This is a genomic window from Pseudomonas sp. MBLB4123, assembly GCF_051904775.1.
In the GTDB taxonomy this organism is placed as follows: Bacteria; Pseudomonadota; Gammaproteobacteria; order Pseudomonadales; family Pseudomonadaceae; genus Aquipseudomonas; species Aquipseudomonas benzenivorans_B.
This window is the reverse complement of sequence record NZ_CP196711.1, coordinates 1937601-1953026: the sequence shown is the minus strand read 5'-3', so window position 1 is coordinate 1953026 and position 15426 is coordinate 1937601. Positions and strand designations below refer to the sequence as shown.

Below are 15426 nucleotides of genomic sequence, written 5' to 3'. Positions count from 1 at the left end.
GCTACCGCGGCCGCCCGACCTGACGCCGTTCCCGTGGAGCAATACAACTCGGGGCGTTGTCTAAAATTGGGCATGAAGGCATGAGGTGCCCGAGTGTCCACAGCAGGAGGTCTGCGAATGAATACCCTGACCATCGAAGGCTGGTGCAAAGCCAGCGGCGCCAAGAAATCCACGCCGATGGGGCAATTCCACTTCCGCGTCAACGAACCCGACCATGTGCGTCTGGAGCAGGCCGAAGAACGTCTGCAGCAGACCCATGAGCCCGAGGCCATGCTCGATGTCGACATGAGCACCATGGAGCTGGTCACCCCCGAGGAGTGCGGCCCGCTGTCCGATTGCAAGTTGCGTGTCTACCTGAGCGCCGGTGACGAGCGCGGCCAGTTCCACCTGGTCGGCCACCGGGCGAGTGACGGCAGCCTGGTGTACACCAATGCGGTGATGATCGACCAGCTGGGCTAGGCCCGCGGCCCGGCGAGCCTGGTTCCGCCCGTCGCAGCAGGGTAGCCGTTGGCGCGGCTACCCTGCTGCGCGCTCTAGTCTTGCAGCCACGCCTGGGCCTCGGCCTCCTGGGTCGAGTCGAATGCCTTGATCGTCAGGCCGGGGATCAGGATGCCTTCGGCTTCGCTGGCCTTCCTCAGCCATTGCTGGTCGGCCACCACCGCCACGCGATCGAAGCGCCTGACCAGGCGGAACAGCTGCGGAATACGCGACAGCTCGACGGCCATCGCCGCCAGGGTCGGCAGTTCGAATGCGCCGATTCGATAGAGCATCCGGCCATGCTCGATGCCGTCTGACTGCTGGGTCAGCTCATCCAGTGCGACGCGCATTTCGTCGCGGTCGAGCTTGCCGGAAAGGTCCACGTCGACACGGTTCTCGCCATTGCGCATTACCCGGAACATAGCCACTCCTCCACGTTGAGATGCGACATTCAGGATACGCCCACTGCCGGCCCAGGTTAATGGCCAACCTGGGGGCGGGTCCGACAGCCCGACGGGCCGTGACCATCAGCAGCCAGGTGCCGGGGCGCTGCGGATCAGGCTTCGCGACCATGGGCCGCGGCCCGCAGCTGCTCGGTGTCGACGCGCACGAAGGTCGAGTCGCCCACGGCGGTCAGCACGTCGTCGGCATACACCTCGCAGACCACCCGACACTTGCGTCCGACCTCGCCCTCGACCCGGGCGCGCAGGGTCAGGGGCACGCCCATCGGCGTCGGCTTGATGTACTTGATGCCGAGGTTGCCGGTGACGCAGTCGATGCGCGGCAGGCTGCCGGCCTCGCGGTTTTCCGCGCGGTAGTGGTAGGCCATGGCCGTCCAGTTCGAGTGGCAGTCCACCAGCATGGCGATCAGCCCGCCGTAGACCAGGCCGGGCCAGCCGCAGTACTTGTCGTCGGGCAGGTGCTCGGCGATGACGTGCACGCCGTCCTCATGCCAATGACTCTTGACGTGCAGGCCGTGGGGGTTGCGGCCGCCGCAGCCGTAACAGACACCTTCCGGTGCGGCCAGATCTTGGAGGGGGGCATCGTGCATGGTGCAGCCTTGTCCTGGAATGTGGCCCTCCAGCCTAGCGGCTTTCGCCGCGGAACTGAACCAGGCTCAGGGGGAGCAGGGCATGCCCCGGCCAGCGGTGGCCGAGGCGCTGCGCCTGGCCACAAAAGGCACCGAGCGGACGCTCCAGGGGCGAGCCGTTACTTGACCGTATCCAGGCGCTGGTCGGTGAACACGCAGAGCACTCCGGCCTTGTTGTGCATCACCTGATGGTTGAAGTCGCAGTAGGCCGCCGCCACGCTCAGGGCCATCTGCTCGGTGATCGGCTGGCCGTTCTCCGGGCGGAACCAGGCCATCTGCCCGGCCGTGCAGCGTTGCGCCTGGGGGTCGGTGTTGTAGGTGCACAGGCCGGTCTGGTCGATGGGGGGGGCATCGTTGAAGCAGGCGGACAGGGACAGGGCGGCGGTGGCCAGCAGAAGCAGGCGGACGAAGAGGCGCATGGCAGGGTATCCCGACTATGGAGGAATGGGTGGGGGTTAGTGCCGGGAATGCGGCGAAGGTTCCCCGGCCCGCGGGCCAATCGCTGCCGCGGGGGGCAGTGGCTGGAGAAGCGTAGGGCATTTGCCGGCCACTGGCTGTACGGGCCAATGCCGCTAGGGTGATATAGAGAATGTCGCTCGCGCTGCCAGGCGGGGCGGTGTATTAAAGGGCGCCGATTCATTGGGTTCATCATGCGCGCCGCCAGGTCCAGGGAGTTTGCCATGCGTGTCAGGTCATCCGTTGTGCGTTTCACTCTGTTGGCGCTGGGGCTGCTGGTAGCCGCCGCGGCCGGCGCGAGCGAGGAGGCGCGGTTGGTCGAGTCGATCAACGCCTATCGCGGTGAGGCGCAGCGCTGTGCGGGCCAAGCCTCCGCGGTGCTGCCGCCATTGCTGGCCGAGCCGCGCCTGGTCCTCTCGGCCAGCGGCGGCGAGGACCTGCAGCAGGCCCTGACCCGCACGGCCTATCCGCTGGTCAGTGCCCAGGCCATCAGCCTGTCCGGGCCGCGCGACGCGCAGGCGGCCATGGCGGTGCTGCGACAAAGCTACTGCCAGGTCGTGCTGGACCCGCAGTTCGTCGACATCGGCGTGAGCCACGCCGGGCGCGACTGGCGCATCGTGCTGGCACGGCCGCTGCTCAGCGGCAAGCTGGGGGACTGGCAGGCCGAAGGGCAGCAGCTGCTCGAGCGGCTCAACGCCGCCCGCGCGCAGCCCCGCCAGTGCGGTGCCCAGACCTTCGCCGCCGCACCGCCCTTGGCCTGGAACCGCGAACTGGCAACGGCCGCCGAGGAGCACAGCCGGGCCATGGCCAACGGCAACTTCTTCGCCCACCGCGGTCGCGACGGTCGCACCCCGGGTGACCGGGCAGAGCTGGCCGGCTACAACGCCCGGCAGATCGGCGAGAACATCGCCGCCGGGGTGGACGCCCCCGCCAAGGTGGTCGATGGCTGGCTGGCCAGCCCGGGCCACTGCGCCACCCTGATGAACCCGCAGTTCCGCGACCTGGGCGCGGCCTACGCGGTCGACCCCAAGAGCGATGCGGGCATCTACTGGACGGCGCTGTTCGGCACGCCTTGAGCCTGCGCAGGTTATCCGCCGGTCGAGCGCGGCAGCTCGCCATCGGGCACCCACGACTGGCCAGGCCAGTGCAGCGTATCCGGCTCGAGCGCCTGCCTGCATAGCGGCCGGTGGCGCGGTGCGCCGCTGGGTGACGCGTCTCTGTAGGCGCCGGCTGGCAGAGTGGGGCAGGGGCAAGGGAGGCACTCATATAGCGAAGTCAGTGTGAGACGCAGAAGAGCTAGGCCAAATGCATATAGTCGGCTGCTAAGGCCTGAACTACTTTTGCAAGGCGTCAGAATTCTCTGGCGATATGGACAGCAAGGAGCCGGAAACCCATGAGCACATTGAATAGTGCGCAAGGAGCAGTGGATACCGTCGCCAATCAGGCCATCTATGCGGCCCTGCAACAAACCTTCGCCGTAGGCGGCGCCATCATCGACAACGGCACGGGCGAAGTCATAGTCGCCATGCACAACAATGTGCTGATGCCGTTCGGCAACGGCAGCACCTACTTCCTCCCCCACGACCCCACCGCGCATGGCGAGCGGCAGCTGGTGGACTGGTATTACGAGAACGCCGCATCGCTGAACCTGCCACCGCCCAACCAACTGACCATCGTCACCACCCTGGACCCCTGCGCCATGTGCGCCGGCTCCCTGCTCACCGCCGGCTTCAACGTGGCCGTCAGCGCGATCGACGATTACGCGGGCATCAACTACAACAGCCAGTTCAGCTTCCCGTCGCTGCCACCGCAGATACGCCAGCAGGCACAGGCCACCTGGGGCTATTACGCGGTCGCCGAGCCGGTCAGCCGCGGTTACCAGGGCTCGAACGCCCCGGTGTTCGCCGGCCAAGCCATCGACTCGGCGGCGTACTTCCTCACCGGCTCGATCTTCTCCGCCAGCGTCAACACGGTGCGCGATGCCTCTAACAACAGCGGCCTGCCGCCCGATCAGTTGCAGAACCCGGCTAGGCTCCCGGCCAACAGCAAGGTGCGTCGAGCCTTGACCGAGCTGAGCCCTTACGCGCTGTCCGTGCAGTCGGCGAACCCTCGCGACCCTGGCGCGGAGCTGGCCCCGCCGCTCTTGCAGGCCGCGCAGCAAGGCTCCGTGTTCAACTCGGTGGCCCTGCTCGACCCGTTCGGCAATCTGTTGCTGTGCCTGGGCGGCCGGGAGGATCGGTCGCCGATACGCACGGCCTTCATGGAAACGACCCGCAGCTACGCCGTTCTGCGCTGGACCCTGATGAACGACCCCGACCCGGCGGTACGCGCCGAGGCCGAGCATTACCTGACCCATCCCAAGTACGGCACCTTCGTGTTCCTCTACGCCCCCGATCCGAACACCCCGCAAGCGGTGATGACCTTCGGTGCCTACGGTTCGACCATGGAGGGCCCGGTACCGCAGAGCTACCCGTCCAACCTGCAATATGTGCTGTTGCCCGGCACTGCCACGGCACAAGCGCTGGGGACGCTGGCCCAGAATCTGCCGCCGTTCTACACCCAGAGCGTGCAAGTGGCTCCGAACCAGGTCTTGAGCCAGGATTTGATCAACGAGGTCAAGAAAGGCGTTTAACGGCTGACGCAAACCTACAGCCAGCCCGCCGTGACGTCGGCGGGCCGGCATCCTCTCCGCGCCGGTGGCCGGCAGCCTTGTCGCCACACGCGAAATGCTCCGGCCCCAGTTGCGACGCCGGCGCCGGGCATCAGGGTGTGCTTTCTGTGAAAACCAACGCCTGGTGCGTCGCTGCGTTCGGCCGTCGAGCGGCGCTGCGTAAGGGGAGCATGCGGCGGCCTGTTCTACCGGTCTGAGGCCGCTATTCACCGTCCCCGGCGCGGGTGCGGTTCGTCAGCCGCTGCAGCAGGGCCTGCTCACACAGCCTGAACAGCAGGTAGCAGGCCATCGCCAGCAGCGCGATCAGCGTCAGCTCGCCAAGCTGCAGCAAGCCGCCGCTCATCAGCGCCAGCCAGCCATGCCGGACGATAAAGGCCGCATTGCTGCCGATCAGCTGCACCAGGTCGAGGGTGAAGTAGCCGAACGCCAGGAAGCTCCCCGTCATGAGCAGAAAGCTCACCACGGGATGACGGCACAGCCATCGGTAGAAGGCGCGTTCAACTGGCATGGTCACTCCCGTGGGGGGCGCAGTCTGGGCCGCCGGCATGTGCCAGTGCGGCAGGGATGTAGGAGAAATGTAGCTTACACGGGGCGTCGTGCGGGGCAGCCAGTGCAGGGGGGCGACCGCCGCCGTCTGATGGCGGCCAGGTGCCGGCCTGGGGGCAGCCGACCGGGGCGCGGCCCCGGCACCGTCGGAACGCAGAGCTAGACTTATTGCATACGGCCGGGCCCGCTTGAGGGCGGCCGTGTCCGATGTGCCGGGGCCGGCCCCCGGCCAGGAGGCGGGAGGTGGACAAGCTGCACAGGGCAGGCGCCGGCCTTTCACGGCGTCACTTTATCTATGCTGGCGCTATCCTCGGCGGTGGCCTGCTGGCCGCGCCGGCGCTGGCACGCCAGCTTTGTCGGAGCACGGCCGGCGATATCCTCGGCCCCTACTACCGCTTCGGTGCGCCCTTCCTGAGCAAACTGGCGGGGCCGGATGAGCCCGGCGAGCGCCTGGTGGTGAGCGGCACCGTGCTCAGCGCCGACTGCCGCACGCCCCTCCCCAACGCCCTGGTCGAGGTCTGGCAGGCCAACGGTGCGGGCCTGTACGACACCCAGACCCCCGGCAACTTCACCGACAAGGGCCACTTCCACCTGCGCGGCATGCTCTACACCGACGCCCAGGGGCGTTACCGCATCGAGACGGTAATGCCCGGACGCTACCCGGTGCCGCCGAACCTGCCGGGGCTGGAACGGTACGCCGGGATCACCCGGCCGGCGCATATCCACTTCCGGGTGATGGAGTCGCTGCACGTACCGGTGACCCTGCAGCTGTATTTCGAGGGCGACCCCTATATCGCCGAGGACCCTTGGGCCAGCGCGCACCCGGACAACGTCATCGCCCTGGAGACGGACGGCGAGGGGCGGCGCGGCGGGTTCGATATCGTCCTGGCCAGAGGGACCCAGAGTTAGGCGGCGAGCCTTGGCGGACGCTGCGGGCAATCTGCGGGGTAGGGGGCGACCCCGTTAACGGCCACTCCTGAAAGGTTGGGCAGCTCGCTGCGCCAATACTTCCCGCGACCGGGTTGGGCTATGATGCGCGCCCTCCAATGCTCCGGTTAAACCCTCAGGTCATCATGCCCGGCAATGCCCTCTATACCGATCTGTCCGGTTATTACGACCTGATGTGCGCCGATATCGACTATCAGGCGCAAAGTCACTGCATTCACCGGCTGCAGCAGCTATTCGGCAATGCCGGCAAGCGCCACCTGGATCTGGCCTGTGGCACCGGGCCGCATGTTCGCCACTTCATCGACGCCGGCTATGAAAGCAGCGGGCTCGACATCAACCAGCCGATGCTGGACCGGGCGGCGCTGCGCTGCCCGGAGGCACGGTTTTCCCTGCAGGACATGTGCGGCTTCACGCTGACCGAGCCGGTGGACCTGATCACCTGCTTCCTCTATTCGCTCCACTACAGCGGCGGATTCGAGCGGTTGAAGGCCTGTATCGCCAGCGTGCATGGCGCGCTGGCCGCCAATGGGGTGTTCTGCTTCAACGCCGTCGACAAGCAGCAGATCGACAACGATCTATTCGTCACCCATACCGCCCGGCATGCCGACGGCCTGTTCAGCTTCAGCTCCGGCTGGAGCTATTGCGGCGCTGGCGAGCAGCAGTCGCTGAAACTGCGCATCGAACGCAGGGTGGCGGACGCCAGCCAGGTATGGCACGACGAACACCCCATGGTGGCCGCGAGCTTCGCCGAGCTGCAGGAGCTGTTGCAGCCATACTTCGAGGTGCATGTGCTTGAGCATGATTACCAGAAGATCATCCCCTGGAATCAAACCTCCGGGAACGCGATCTTTGCCTGCGTAAAGATCTGACACGCTACCCATCCACCATTCCAATACGGATCGACCGACGAACCCGGCAACGACGCTCAGGGCGCAAAGCCGCGAAGCGTTTTCCACCGGGTAGATATCCGGGCTACTAGCTTCCTGCAGAAAAGCCGGATAATGGCCGCCAATTCGTCTCGCCCGCTTTATTTGGTAACCCCATGGAAATCAAGGTCAACTTTCTCGACAACCTCCGTCTCGAAGCCAAGTTCGATGACTTCACGGTGATCGCCGACCAGCCGATTCGCTACAAGGGCGACGGCTCGGCGCCGGGGCCGTTCGACTACTTCCTGGCGTCCTCGGCGCTGTGCGCGGCCTACTTCGTCAAGCTGTACTGCCAGACGCGGGGCATCCCCACCGACAACATCCGCCTGTCGCAGAACAACATCGTCGACCCGGAAGACCGCTACAAGCAGATCTTCAAGATCCAGGTCGAGCTGCCGGCGGACATCGCCGACAAGGACCGCGTTGGCATCCTGCGCTCCATCGAGCGCTGCACGGTGAAGAAGGTGGTGCAGACCGGCCCCGACTTCGTCATCGAGCAAGTGGCCAACCTCGATGCCGATGCCCAGGCCCTGCTGATGCCGACGCTGAGGGCGGGCGAGGGCACGCGCATCCTCGGCAAGGACCTGCCGCTGGAAGAAACCATCCGCAACATGTCGGGCATCCTCGCCGAGCTGGGGATGAAGATCGAGATCGCCTCCTGGCGCAACATCGTGCCCAACGTCTGGTCGCTGCATATCCGCGACGCCCAGTCGCCGCTGTGCTTCACCAACGGCAAGGGCGCGAGCAAGGAAAGCGCGCTGGCCTCGGCCCTGGGCGAGTTCATCGAGCGGCTGAACTGCAACTTCTTCTACAACGACCAGTTCTGGGGCGAGGAGATCGCCAATGCGCCCTTCGTGCATTACCCCGACGAGCGCTGGTTCAAGCCGGGGCCGCGCGACGCGCTGCCCGAGGAGATCCTCGACGCGCATTGCCTGGCCATCTACAACCCCGACGGCGAGCTGCGCGGCTCGCACCTGTACGACACCAACTCGGGCAACAAGGCGCGCGGCATCTGCTCGCTGCCCTTCGTGCGCCAGTCGGACGGTGAGGTGGTGTACTTCCCCTCCAACCTGATCGAGAACCTCTACCTCAGCAACGGCATGAGCGCCGGCAACACCCTGGTCGAGGCCCAGGTGCAGTGCCTGTCGGAAATCTTCGAGCGGGCGGTCAAGCGCGAGATACTGGAGAACGAGCTGGCCCTGCCGGACGTGCCGCAAGAGGTGCTGGCCAAGTATCCGGCCATCCTCGCCGGCATCCGGGGCCTGGAAGAGCAGGGCTTCCCGGTGCTGGTCAAGGATGCGTCGCTCGGCGGCGAATTCCCGGTGATGTGCGTGACCCTGATGAACCCGCGCACCGGCGGCGTGTTCGCCTCCTTCGGCGCCCACCCCAGCTTCGAGGTGGCGCTGGAGCGCAGCCTCACCGAACTGCTCCAGGGCCGCAGCTTCGAGGGCCTCAACGACCTGCCGCCGCCGACCTTCGAGAGCCAGGCCCTGACCGAGCCGAACAACTTCGTCGAACACTTCATCGACTCCAGCGGCGTGGTGTCCTGGCGCTTCTTCAGCGCCAAGGCCGACTACGCCTTCGTCGAGTGGGACTTCTCCGGCCAGGGCGAAGACTCCAACGCCCAGGAGGCCGCGACCCTGTTCGGCATCCTCGAAGACATGGGCAAGGAGGTGTACATGGCGGTGTACGCCGACCTCGGCGCCAACGCCTGCCGCATCCTGGTGCCGGGCTACTCGGAGATCTACCCGGTGGAGGACCTGATCTGGGACAACACCAACAAGGCGCTGACCTTCCGCTCCGACATCCTCAACCTGCACAGCCTGAGCGAGCTGCGCCTCAAGTCGTTGCTCAAGAGCCTGGAGCAGTGCGAGGTCGACGACTACACCGACATCACCACCCTGATCGGCGTCGAGTTCGACGACAACACCGTGTGGGGCCAGCTGACCATCCTGGAGCTGAAGCTGCTGATCTACCTCGCGCTGAAGAAGTTCGAGCATGCCAAGGAGCTGGTGGAGGCCTTCCTGCAGTACAACGACAACACCGTCGAGCGCGGCCTGTTCTACCAGGCGCTCAACGTGGTGCTGGAGGTGCAGCTGGACGACGAGCTGGACATGGCCGACTTTGAACCCAACTTCCGCCGCATGTTCGGCGACGCGCGCATGGATGCGGCACTGGGCTCGGTGGACGGCAGCGTGCGCTTCCATGGCCTGACGCCGACCAGCACGAAGCTGGAAGGCCTCGACAAGCACCTGCGCCTGGTGGAGAGCTACAAGAAGCTGCATGCGGCGCGGGCCAGGGCGGCGGGGCTTTAACCCGGCGCGCCCCGGGGCCTGATCGTTCCCACGCTCCGCGTGGGAACGATCAGATCAGATGCGCGCCGCGGAAGCGCTCGCCGTCAGCCTTCAAGCGGCCACAACAGCGGCAGCACCTGCTCGCGCAGCAGCGGCGCCAGGCTCTCGGGCGGTGTGTCCTGGGGCGCCAGCCAAAGCAGCTCTTCCAGTTCGGCGGCCGCCTCGACGGCGTGGGGCAGCGGGGCGCGAAATAGGCTCGCCTCGATCCAGGTGTCCGGTTCGTTGGCCGCCAGTGCGCGGAACCGACCGAGGGGGCGAAGGCTTTCGGCGGCCAGACTCAGGTTCAGCTCCTCGGCCAGCTCTCGCGTCAGCGCCGCCAAGGCGTCCTCGCCCGGCTCGGCCTTGCCGCCCGGCAACATAAAGGCCTGAGTGTCGCGCTTGCGCACCAGCAAAAGACGGCCGGCCTCGTCGAACAGGCAGGCGGCGGAGATGGTGAGGAGGGTGGGGGTATCGGCTCGATGTCGTTCGGTCATGGAGTGCATGGGGTTTCGTGGGTAGATGGTGGTTCGTTGAGGGTTGCCAGGGGGGCGACTCGTCCCGGTGCCAGGCGGGCCGGACAGTGGGCAAGAGCGCGCCTACTCCTTTGGTATTAGTCCGAAAAGACGTTTTGCTGCATCTATTTGAATAGTTCGGAAAAGCCGTAGGTGCGGTAAGTTAAAGCCGTAACGGAACCAAGTGTTTTATCCACAGGTAAGGAGTCTGGAGCCGAGCTGTTTAGAAAGGTGGCCATGATGTTAATCCAACAACGTCCGTCATTCTTGATAAAAGAGAACCAGCAGTATGCTGGAACCGGAGGCTTGAGCGAAAATAATGCCCAGGCTCGCTTCGTTCCTGCGTTCAAGGACTCTCATACCGGACAGGTAGAAATATCCAGATATCGAGACGGTCGTCCCGCACCCTTCCATTTGATCGATGGATTGCCTGATGAATGGATCACCAACAGGGATCTGGCGGGAGAAGTGGTTGAGATCAAAGCCACTATAATTTCCGGCTTCGTCCGTCTTGGGCGTTTCTTTACCCGCCAGGAAGCGTCGGAGTTTGTGGCGCGGATCGCGTCTTGAGCTCTCCGTCCAGGTGGCAAAGAAGAGCATGCCACTGGTAGCGCGTAGGGTGGAAAACCGCGAAGCGTTTTCCACCATGGATGTCCGGGGTACTCACTGATTTTGCGTACATACGCCGCTGCTGTGTCGTTCTCGGGTAACGGTTCCGCCCTTACGGCGGCTCACTTTTGGCAAACGCCCCAAAAGTAAGCAAAAGGTCTTGCCCCTTGCATCCGGCCCGACTGCGTCGGGTTCCCTCGCTCCATCATTGCTCCAGGGGCACGCCGCGAAGGGCCATCCCTGGCCCATCGCGGCTCTCGCGGCATCCATGCCGCTCAACCCCTTACACAACGATTCCACTCGGCCTCCTGATGGGGCGTTTGGTGTCGTCTGCGAGGTCGTGGATAGAAAAGCAATAGTGTGTTGCGGTATTTGCTGGTGTCGCTGGTTTGGTTTTCACGGTGGACAAGCTTCACGTTGTCCACCCTACGGGACCGCAGCCTCGCACTTCGGGCGGCCAGATCGTAGGGTGGATGACGCTTTTTGCATCCAACATCAGCGGCTATCCGGGCTACTCGCCGTTATGCCAGTTTTGTACCTCTAACGTATTTCATTCCCAATGAGCTTTTGAATAGGCGCCCCACACGCCATTGACCAGAGAATCCTAGTCGGGCCTCGAACATTCCTATGTCCTTCATTATATTCATGGACGATCTTACCAAAGATACATCTAGCCCAGTTTTTTTTGAGAGCTCGGTAATGCAGTCTTCCAGTAGGAATGGCGTTGAAAGTCCATTGAAGCCTTCAGTAAATTTTTTTACATCAACCGATGGGGCTAGCATGTGCTTAAGCTCTGCTGAAACCTCGCCAAGGTAGTAATCAGAAGCATCTTTATGAGCCTGCATGATTAGCTTTTGGCTGAGCTTTCCGCCCTCAATTACCTCGCCACGTTTAGCTCGACTATTTTCATCTCCTGCTACAGAGTCCAGGAAACGATCATAAAGCCTCGGAGAGTAGGTAGAGTCAACAGTATCTGAAAAGTAAGTCTTCAGAAATGTGATTGTCTGAATGTTGCTTGCCCTAAGCTTCAGTGGGAAGAACTCCATGAGAAATGGTTCGTAATCCTCAGCGGCCATCGCTCCATTCTTGAGTAAGTTTTCCTGAAGCTGTAGTTGACCACATGCGTTTGGAAACTTCTCTCTAAACCAAGGGTTTTGACAGATGCGTAAAAGGACAAAGTTGAAAATTGATTGCTCGTCCCAAACTAATTGAATCTCTCGTCCATCTATTTGCTGTTCAATATTTTCAATCGCATTTTTGGCTAGGTCGCTTCTGATAAATAGGCGTATTGTTATCTTTTGAGAGAGATGCGAATCTGATTGAATTGTCAGTAGAAAGCTAAATAGCGACTCAATGTATCTCTTTATTTCTGAAGAAGGGAAGGCAGTCTCGATCCCGTCTACGAGGAAGGTGTAGTGGCCTATTTTTTCTGAATTTTTAGATAAAGAATCTTTTATGTCATGGAAGCTAATGTCTTTTTCGTAATTGTCGTTTATGAGTTTTTCCAGTGCGTCAGACTTTTGAGTCGAATTTTCAGACTCGATAGCGCAATAGAGTAGAGTGCACCAGATTGATTCTGGTCTATCTCGATATTTGTCGATTAGCTGTTTAAAGCAAGCGGCTGCCGACCCAATGCCACCGTCATGGCTGTAATCGGCAGCGGTCAGAATTGGGCGGCCAAGGCCTCTGGAATGAAGCTCTCTCAGTAACCTGGTTTTGCCTGTACCTTTTCGACCCAAGATATAAGTAATTGGTGAGTTCGGTGAGAGGAGGCGTTTTAAGAAGTTCGCCTCTAGGTATATTCCGCCATCTGTAGAGCCCGAGCTCGTGAGCGTTGGTCCTGTTTTGAGCTTCTCTTGTGATTCAGAAATGGGGTGTTTATCAAGCAATCCGAGAACGGAGCAGATATCTCGTAGCGCAAACAAATTCTCTGGGCTTATTTTCTTGGTGTCCGGTATTACGCTGTTTATTAGTGGTTTGCTATATATCCAGTCGATCCAGTAGTTGTCGATTGCATCCTCAACTTCTAGTCGGAAGCTTTCAGGGAACTGCATCAAAAGATCTTCTTGAATTTTTAGCGACTCTTCGCTGAGGGCTGAACGCTTGAATTCAGGGTCTAGAGAGAAGCTAACATATATTCCAGGGGCCTCCGCGTTTATCGAAAGCAGTTCTCGGAATGCTCTTGTGCCGGCCGCTGACTGGGTGTCACGCCGAGCGAAAGAAATCACGGGGCCTGGAATTGTTAGCGCAATAGGTAGAACTGAGCTGGAAATCCCAGTGCGATGATCTATGAATACGAAGTCATATTTTTCGCTGATGGCGAACTGAGCAATTTTTAAAATGCCATTTCTTAAAAGTATAGGGTCTAAAACTGTATTTAAAGAAAATGTGGCGAAATCGATATCATAGATATCACTTTCAGGGCGACATGGTATTAAGTCAACTTTTCCGGCGCTATGGATATAAGCGTTGGCGGTATCAATTCCTGTGTCGAAGTGACAGATTCCAAGCAAGGTTTCTGAAAGTCGGGTGGTCTTTGTTTGAAATATTTTGTCAAGGGATGGGGCTTCGATGTCGGCATCAATTAGTAATATTCTGTACCCTTGATCGGCCAGGAATTTTGAAAGAGTGCCAAGCACAGTAGAACGCCCTTGTCCCCCCTTGTAGCCATAAAAATGTAATGCTTTGAACTCTTCATAGGGGGGCTTGGAAATCGGTCGACTGCCGGCTAGTGCTTCAATCCAGTGATGTCGCGTGTTTTCTTCATCAAAGAATGAATAATCAGTTTCTCTTTCTGCTGCTGTTAGTAGGCAGAGTTCAACGCTGCTGGTGAATTGAAGCGAGTTAAGGATTTGATCGTCTATGTCAAGTTTTTTGGCTAGAAGTGAGACGCGTTGCTCTGGGTTAAACTCTTTATATTCTTCGTCTATATGGATTATATATAGCGTGGGGTGGAGATATTTTGCGGTGTATTCTATGTGTTTTTTTGATAAGCCGGAGAGTAGTTCTTGAGTGGTAATCATATGGCTTGCCTAATGTTCTTTTTTAAGAAGACACGAATTTCCTTGGCTTTGTTGAGCAGGCTAAATAGCTCATCTTCTTCGTGGCAGGGTGATAGCCAGTCAGATGTATGTCTAAAATAGCGGATGTAAGGGTATGACTCTCCAGGTGCTGGCTGGGAAGTGTTGTCTCTGCCTTGGACGTATATAGATTGAAGTATATTTCTAAATTGGCGAGAGAGGGTCGTTAGTTCTTTTTGGAATTTTGGATGTATCCTAGAGCTGTTTATTAGCATGCCTGGGATGTCGTGGCCGCCGCTTTGGTTTATAATTCGCTTAAGAATTAACTCTACTGTAATTAGAGTGCAGTAAGTGATGGCGAGAAGCTGCGGTTCTGTTTTTTTTGTTGGTAATTTTATTATTTCGTCAAAAGATGCTTCGTTATATTTAAACATCGGGTCGCCCTGAAAAACGGCCATCACAAGTGATGGCCGTTTAAAGTCTATCAATCCCAGCTCAACGCCCCACCCGTCTGATACTCGATCACCCGCGTCTCGAAGAAGTTCTTCTCCTTCTTCAGGTCCATGATCTCGCTCATCCACGGGAAGGGGTTGGAGGTGCCCGGGTACTCTTCCTTCAGGCCGATCTGGGTCAGGCGGCGGTTGGCGATGAACTTGAGGTAGTCCTCCATCATCGCCGCGTTCATGCCCAGCACGCCGCGGGGCATGGTGTCGCGGGCGTATTCGATCTCCAGCTGGGTGCCCTGGAGGATCATCTGGGTGGCTTCGTCCTTCATCGCCGCATCCCACAGGTGCGGGTTCTCGATCTTGATCTGGTTGATCACGTCGATGCCGAAGTTCAGGTGCATGGACTCGTCGCGCAGGATGTACTGGAACTGCTCGGCGACGCCGGTCATCTTGTTGCGCCGGCCCATGGAGAGGATCTGGGTGAAGCCGCAGTAGAAGAACACGCCTTCGAGCACGCAGTAGTAGGCGATCAGGTTGCGCAGCAGTTCCTTGTCGGTCTCCACGGTGCCGGTGTTGAAGGTCGGGTCGGAGATGGCGCGGGTGTACTTCAGGCCCCAGCTGGCCTTCTTCGCCACGCTCGGGATCTCGTGGTACATGTTGAAGATCTCGCCTTCGTCCATGCCCAGGGACTCGATGCAGTACTGGTAGGCGTGGGTGTGGATCGCCTCCTCGAAGGCCTGGCGCAGGATGTACTGGCGGCACTCGGGGTTGGTGATCAGGCGGTACACGGCCAGGGCCAGGTTGTTGGCCACCAGGGAGTCGGCGGTGGAGAAGAAGCCGAGGTTGCGCATGACGATGCGGCGCTCGTCGTCGGTCAGGCCGTCGGCGCTCTTCCACAGGGCGATGTCGGCGTTCATGTTCACTTCCTGGGGCATCCAGTGGTTGGCGCAACCATCCAGATACTTCTGCCAGGCCCAGTCGTACTTGAAGGGCACCAGCTGGTTGAGGTCGGCGCGGGCGTTGATCATGCGCTTCTGGTCGACCTGCACGCGGGCGGCGGAGCCTTCCAGCTCGTCCAGGCCTTCCTGGATGTCCAGCTGGTCGAGGGCGGCCTTGGCGCGGGCGACCGCGGCGCTGTCGTCGGCGGCCACGGCGCGGGCCTCGACGGCGGCGGCGCCGCCGACCTGGTCGAGCTTGTCCAGGCCCATGTCGGCCGCCTGGGCGGCGGCAGCGGTGGTGGCGACGGCGGCGTCGGCGCCGTCTTCCTTGTCGAATTCATCCCAGCTCAGCATGGCTTGGCTCCTGCTTGAGGGCCGGTGAAATGACCGGCCTGTATGGATATACAGTTAAATACTAGTCTGTTGCGTCGTGCACACAAAGCACAGCGGCGAC

General features: G+C 60.8%; 15 protein-coding genes. 7 read left to right on the top strand and 8 right to left on the bottom strand.

What is annotated here, in order from left to right:
* The first annotated feature begins 117 nt into the window (after positions 1–117).
* Entirely contained in the window at positions 118–459 is a 342-nt protein-coding gene (locus tag ACSX1C_RS08965; protein WP_318645650.1) for a hypothetical protein, read from the top strand.
* A gap of 74 nt (positions 460–533) precedes the next feature.
* On the opposite strand, the gene ACSX1C_RS08960 is transcribed toward ACSX1C_RS08965, so the two are convergent.
* From ACSX1C_RS08960 to ACSX1C_RS08950, 3 genes are all read right to left on the bottom strand, one after another.
* Positions 534–899 (bottom strand): STAS/SEC14 domain-containing protein, encoded by a 366-nt coding sequence (locus ACSX1C_RS08960; protein WP_439889120.1) that lies wholly within the window; start codon positions 897–899, stop codon positions 534–536.
* A 134-nt stretch (positions 900–1033) separates the two neighbouring features.
* A complete protein-coding gene (locus ACSX1C_RS08955) occupies positions 1034–1528 on the bottom strand; it encodes a PaaI family thioesterase (protein ID WP_318645652.1) in 495 nt (164 codons plus the stop codon).
* A 158-nt stretch (positions 1529–1686) separates the two neighbouring features.
* Positions 1687–1986 carry a hypothetical protein gene (locus ACSX1C_RS08950; protein WP_318645653.1) on the bottom strand — a complete coding sequence of 100 codons (300 nt, stop codon included), beginning with the start codon at positions 1984–1986 and terminating at the stop codon, positions 1687–1689.
* A gap of 261 nt (positions 1987–2247) precedes the next feature.
* Between ACSX1C_RS08950 and ACSX1C_RS08945 the strand changes: the two genes are divergently transcribed.
* Both ACSX1C_RS08945 and ACSX1C_RS08940 read left to right on the top strand, forming a co-directional pair.
* A complete protein-coding gene (locus ACSX1C_RS08945; RefSeq protein WP_318645654.1) occupies positions 2248–3099 on the top strand; it encodes a CAP domain-containing protein in 852 nt (283 codons plus the stop codon).
* A gap of 317 nt (positions 3100–3416) precedes the next feature.
* The gene (locus tag ACSX1C_RS08940) at positions 3417–4655 is read left to right on the top strand and encodes a nucleoside deaminase (protein WP_439889119.1); all 1239 of its coding nucleotides are present in this window, start codon (positions 3417–3419) and stop codon (positions 4653–4655) included.
* 241 nt (positions 4656–4896) lie between these two features.
* Here ACSX1C_RS08940 and ACSX1C_RS08935 read toward each other — a convergent pair whose 3' ends face one another.
* The gene (locus ACSX1C_RS08935; RefSeq protein WP_318645656.1) at positions 4897–5202 is read right to left on the bottom strand and encodes a hypothetical protein; all 306 of its coding nucleotides are present in this window, start codon (positions 5200–5202) and stop codon (positions 4897–4899) included.
* A 281-nt stretch (positions 5203–5483) separates the two neighbouring features.
* Between ACSX1C_RS08935 and ACSX1C_RS08930 the strand changes: the two genes are divergently transcribed.
* From ACSX1C_RS08930 to ACSX1C_RS08920, 3 genes are all read left to right on the top strand, one after another.
* Positions 5484–6149, top strand: coding sequence for a twin-arginine translocation pathway signal protein (locus tag ACSX1C_RS08930; RefSeq protein WP_439889118.1), 666 nt, complete (start codon positions 5484–5486; stop codon positions 6147–6149).
* A 164-nt stretch (positions 6150–6313) separates the two neighbouring features.
* On the top strand, positions 6314–7057 hold the full coding sequence (locus ACSX1C_RS08925) for a class I SAM-dependent DNA methyltransferase (protein ID WP_318645658.1): 744 nt from the start codon (positions 6314–6316) through the stop codon (positions 7055–7057).
* A gap of 173 nt (positions 7058–7230) precedes the next feature.
* Positions 7231–9429, top strand: coding sequence for an OsmC domain/YcaO domain-containing protein (locus tag ACSX1C_RS08920; protein ID WP_439889117.1), 2199 nt, complete (start codon positions 7231–7233; stop codon positions 9427–9429).
* Positions 9430–9512: 83 nt separating this feature from the next.
* On the opposite strand, the gene ACSX1C_RS08915 is transcribed toward ACSX1C_RS08920, so the two are convergent.
* Positions 9513–9941: an NUDIX hydrolase gene (locus tag ACSX1C_RS08915; protein ID WP_439889116.1), complete on the bottom strand. Its 429-nt coding sequence runs from the start codon at positions 9939–9941 to the stop codon at positions 9513–9515.
* Positions 9942–10199: 258 nt separating this feature from the next.
* On the opposite strand from ACSX1C_RS08915, the gene ACSX1C_RS08910 reads away from it, so the two are divergent.
* Positions 10200–10529, top strand: a complete 330-nt coding sequence (locus ACSX1C_RS08910; protein WP_439889115.1) for a hypothetical protein — start codon at positions 10200–10202, stop codon at positions 10527–10529.
* A gap of 560 nt (positions 10530–11089) precedes the next feature.
* Here the strand turns inward: ACSX1C_RS08910 and ACSX1C_RS08905 are convergent.
* Genes ACSX1C_RS08905 through ACSX1C_RS08895 form a run of 3 tightly spaced genes read right to left on the bottom strand, consistent with a single transcriptional unit; the run spans position 11090 to position 15326 of the window.
* Entirely contained in the window at positions 11090–13591 is a 2502-nt protein-coding gene (locus ACSX1C_RS08905) for an AAA family ATPase (protein WP_439889114.1), read from the bottom strand.
* The gene (locus tag ACSX1C_RS08900) at positions 13588–14076 is read right to left on the bottom strand and encodes a hypothetical protein (protein ID WP_439889113.1); all 489 of its coding nucleotides are present in this window, start codon (positions 14074–14076) and stop codon (positions 13588–13590) included. The genes ACSX1C_RS08905 and ACSX1C_RS08900 overlap by 4 nt, the downstream gene beginning before the upstream one ends.
* Entirely contained in the window at positions 14073–15326 is a 1254-nt protein-coding gene (locus tag ACSX1C_RS08895; RefSeq protein WP_369959650.1) for a ribonucleotide-diphosphate reductase subunit beta, read from the bottom strand. Before ACSX1C_RS08895 ends, ACSX1C_RS08900 begins: the two co-directional genes overlap by 4 nt.
* Between the last annotated feature and the right edge of the window lie 100 nt (positions 15327–15426).

What these genes read in the sequence shown, in the direction of transcription:
- ACSX1C_RS08935 (WP_318645656.1), bottom strand. Translation starts at nt 5,202, where the DNA reads ATGCCAGTTGAACGCGCCTTCTACCGATGGCTGTGCCGTCATCCCGTG.
- ACSX1C_RS08895 (WP_369959650.1), bottom strand. Translation starts at nt 15,326, where the DNA reads ATGCTGAGCTGGGATGAATTCGACAAGGAAGACGGCGCCGACGCCGCC.
- ACSX1C_RS08955 (WP_318645652.1), bottom strand. Translation starts at nt 1,528, where the DNA reads ATGCACGATGCCCCCCTCCAAGATCTGGCCGCACCGGAAGGTGTCTGT.
- ACSX1C_RS08945 (WP_318645654.1), top strand. Translation starts at nt 2,248, where the DNA reads ATGCGTGTCAGGTCATCCGTTGTGCGTTTCACTCTGTTGGCGCTGGGG.
- ACSX1C_RS08940 (WP_439889119.1), top strand. Translation starts at nt 3,417, where the DNA reads ATGAGCACATTGAATAGTGCGCAAGGAGCAGTGGATACCGTCGCCAAT.
- ACSX1C_RS08915 (WP_439889116.1), bottom strand. Translation starts at nt 9,941, where the DNA reads ATGACCGAACGACATCGAGCCGATACCCCCACCCTCCTCACCATCTCC.
- ACSX1C_RS08920 (WP_439889117.1), top strand. Translation starts at nt 7,231, where the DNA reads ATGGAAATCAAGGTCAACTTTCTCGACAACCTCCGTCTCGAAGCCAAG.
- ACSX1C_RS08925 (WP_318645658.1), top strand. Translation starts at nt 6,314, where the DNA reads ATGCCCGGCAATGCCCTCTATACCGATCTGTCCGGTTATTACGACCTG.
- ACSX1C_RS08910 (WP_439889115.1), top strand. Translation starts at nt 10,200, where the DNA reads ATGTTAATCCAACAACGTCCGTCATTCTTGATAAAAGAGAACCAGCAG.
- ACSX1C_RS08950 (WP_318645653.1), bottom strand. Translation starts at nt 1,986, where the DNA reads ATGCGCCTCTTCGTCCGCCTGCTTCTGCTGGCCACCGCCGCCCTGTCC.
- ACSX1C_RS08905 (WP_439889114.1), bottom strand. Translation starts at nt 13,591, where the DNA reads ATGATTACCACTCAAGAACTACTCTCCGGCTTATCAAAAAAACACATA.
- ACSX1C_RS08965 (WP_318645650.1), top strand. Translation starts at nt 118, where the DNA reads ATGAATACCCTGACCATCGAAGGCTGGTGCAAAGCCAGCGGCGCCAAG.
- ACSX1C_RS08960 (WP_439889120.1), bottom strand. Translation starts at nt 899, where the DNA reads ATGTTCCGGGTAATGCGCAATGGCGAGAACCGTGTCGACGTGGACCTT.